We start from the raw sequence: 3,073 nt of genomic DNA, 5'->3' as shown, positions 1-3,073 counted from the left end.
GCGGGCACCGACCCGAGCGCCACCCGCTCCGGGTGCAGGTCCGACGTCACGAGGTGCCCGCCCGGCCGCAGCACCCGCGCGAACTCCGCCAGCACCGGGCCCAGATCGGGCACGTGCGTGAGCGCGAGCGCGCAGACCACCACGTCCACGGCATCGTCGGCCACGGGCAGCGCGGCCAGGGCGCCGAGGCGGAAGTCGCCCTCCGGAACCCGCTCCCCGGCCCGCGCCAGCATGTCCGGCGAGCTGTCGACGCCGATGGTGCGGTGGCCCCGCCCGGCCAGCAGGGCCGTCATGCGCCCGGTGCCGCAGGCGGCGTCCAGGGCGACGCCCGCGGGCAGCGGGTCGAGGAACGCCCCGACGACCGGCTCGTCGAGGTCGAACGCCGAGTTGGGCCCGTCGTACGTCCGCGACCAGATCCGGTACCCCTCGACCGTCGACACCCGGGCGACGTCCACGCCCGCGTCGGCCAGCGCCCCGTCGTCGAGCAGCCGGCGGATCTCGCCGAGTCGCGCGGCGACGAACGCGCGGTCGTACTCCCCGGTGAACGAACGCAGCAGCGCGACACCCTCCAGGCCGACCGTGTAGGCCAGCGGATCTTCATACTTCACGCCCGCGACGTTAATGATCCGCCGCGCGCCCGCGCCACCCGATTACGCGTGCGGACGATCAGCAGTTCGGCCGAGAGGTGCGGTCGTCGGCCGCGTTGCCGGGGGTCGCCGGGGTCGGTCGGTGTCATCCTGGTATGGCTACCTTTGGCGGATTTCATGCGGAGGGGTCCCATGGGCAGGGCAGACACCACCGGGCACGTACGCGAGCGAGCGGCGGAGGCTTCCGGCCTCTTCGCGGAGCTGCGGGAACGGGAGTTCGGTTACCTGGACGAGGGCGGGCACACCTATCTCGACCACACCGGCGCGGGACTCCCGCCGCGCTCCCTCGTCGCGGGCAGCGCCCGGCGCATCACCGGCGGGCTGTTCGGCAACCCGCACTCCGAGAGCCCCGCCTCCCGGGCCTCCGGGGACCGCCTCGCCGAGGCCCGCGAGGCGGTGCTGCGGTACTTCAACGCCGACCCCGCCGAGTACGCCGTGATCTTCACGCCCAACGCCACCGGCGCGCTGCGCCTGGTCGGCGAGGCGTACCCGCTCGGGCGCGGCAGCCGGCTCGTCCTCTCGCTCGACAACCACAACTCCGTCAACGGCCTGCGGGAGTACGCGCGGGCGCGCGGCGCGGCCGTCGAGTACGTCCCGCTGCGCACGCCGGACCTGGGGATCGACGAGGACCGCATGCACGCCGCGCTGTCCGCACGCGCCCGGCGGCCCGGCTTCGGGTACGGGCAACGCCGCCCCCGCGGCCTGCTGGCCTACCCGGCGCAGAGCAACTTCACCGGCGTACAGCACTCCCTGGAGTGGATCGCCGCCGCCCAGGCCCGCGGCTACGACGTCGTGCTCGACGCCGCCGCGTACATCCCCACCAACGCCCTGGACCTCGGCCGCCACCACCCGGACTTCACGGTCGTCAGCTGGTACAAGCTCTTCGGCCACCCCACCGGCGTCGGCGCCCTCGTCGCCCGCCGTGCGGCGCTCGCGAAGCTGCGCCGCCCGTGGTTCGCCGGCGGCACGATCTACGCCGTCAGCGCGCAGGCCCAGTGGCACGTCCTCGCCGACGACGAGGCCGCGTTCGAGGACGGGACCGTCAACTTCCTCGCCATACCGGACGTCACCGCCGGGCTCGCCTGGATGGAGCGCATCGGCATCGACCGCGTCCACGACCACGTCGAGGCGCTGACGGGCCGGCTGCTCGCGGGCCTGCGCACGCTGCGGCACGGCGACGGCGCGCCGCTGGTCCGGGTCTACGGTCCGGACCGCACCGGCGCTGCGCGCGGCGGCACGGTCGCGCTGAACGTCCTCGACGCCGGCGGCCGCGTCGTCGACGAGCGCGTCATCATCCGCGACAGCGCCGCGTACGGCATCTCCCTGCGCACCGGCTGCTTCTGCAACCCGGGCGCCGGCGAGGCGGCCTTCGACCTGTCGCCGCGCCGGCTGCGCCGGGCCGCGCGCAGGCGGCTCGGCTCGCTGGAGGACTACCTGAAGCTGCTGCACCTGCCGTCGGCGGGCGCGGTGCGCGTCTCGTTGGGCGCGGCGTCGCAGCCCGGGGATGTCGAAACGTTTCTGTCGTTCGTGGCGCAGACCTACCGGGACCGTGTCCCGGACGTGGCGGATCTCGCGCCGCGGCTGGGCTGCTGACCCCGCGGGCCCCGGACCCCGGCCCGCGTCAACGCCCCTGCCGGCTCCGCTCGGCGCCGTCCCGGCACTTGCGCACCAGCACCCACCACGTCAGCGCCAGGAACAGCACCGCGAACCCCGCCAGGATCAGCCACCCGCGCCCCGCCGGGTGGGCGAACGACTCACCGTACGCGGCGAGCAGCGGCCGCCCCAGCGGCGAAGCGCCCGTACGCCACAGCGACTCCAGCCCCACCCCGCTGCCCAGTGCCTCGAACGCCCACCGGTTGGTCATCGCCAGGCTGATCGCCTCACCGGCCGGCGTCATCCGCGGCACCGGCACGAACGCGCCCGAGAACAGCACCTGCGGAAAGCACAGCAGCGGCAGCATCAGCGTCGCCTGCCCCGGCTCCGACACCGCCGCGGAGGCGAGCAGCCCGAGCGCGAGGGCCGCGGCGGAGGCCAGCAGAGCGGTGGCGAACAGCGAGGCGTACGTGTCCCAGCCGGCCGGAGGCAGCCGGTCCAGCACCCGGAGCACGGCCAGCAGCACCGCGTCGGCGACGGCCAGGGCCGGGAGCATGGTGGTGAGTTTGGAGGCGACGTACGGGCCGAGCCGCAGGCCGGCGAGCCATTCGCGGCGCAGCACGGGCAGTTCGGTGCAGATCTGGAGCAGGCCGTAGGTCAGCCCGAAGAAGAACGCGCCGAAGGCGATCCAGAACATGATCATCGCGGAGGAGCCGGGGTCCGGGTCCGCGGGGTCGAAGGTGCCGCCGCGGAAGAGCACGGCGAACATCGCCACGATCATGAGGGGAGAGCCGGCGAGCACGGCGACGGACATGCGGTTGTGCAGGAGGAGG

Annotated in this window: 3 protein-coding genes; 1 reads left to right on the top strand and 2 read right to left on the bottom strand. The window is 74.5% G+C overall.

Annotated elements, in window-relative coordinates:
* Positions 1–608 (bottom strand): class I SAM-dependent methyltransferase (locus tag H5J30_RS24185; protein WP_181789480.1); only part of this gene is annotated, 608 nt, incomplete at its 3' end.
* A gap of 171 nt (positions 609–779) precedes the next feature.
* Between H5J30_RS24185 and H5J30_RS24180 the strand changes: the two genes are divergently transcribed.
* The gene (locus H5J30_RS24180) at positions 780–2,240 is read left to right on the top strand and encodes an aminotransferase class V-fold PLP-dependent enzyme (protein ID WP_181789479.1); all 1,461 of its coding nucleotides are present in this window, start codon (positions 780–782) and stop codon (positions 2,238–2,240) included.
* Positions 2,241–2,268: 28 nt separating this feature from the next.
* On the opposite strand, the gene H5J30_RS24175 is transcribed toward H5J30_RS24180, so the two are convergent.
* On the bottom strand, positions 2,269–3,073 hold an 805-nt coding region (locus H5J30_RS24175; RefSeq protein ID WP_181789478.1), incomplete at its 5' end, for an ABC transporter permease.

Origin of the sequence: Streptomyces phytophilus, assembly GCF_013870535.1 — a bacterium.
GTDB classification, from domain to species: Bacteria; Actinomycetota; Actinomycetes; order Streptomycetales; family Streptomycetaceae; genus Streptomyces; species Streptomyces phytophilus.
This window is presented reverse-complemented; position numbering and strand designations above follow the sequence as displayed.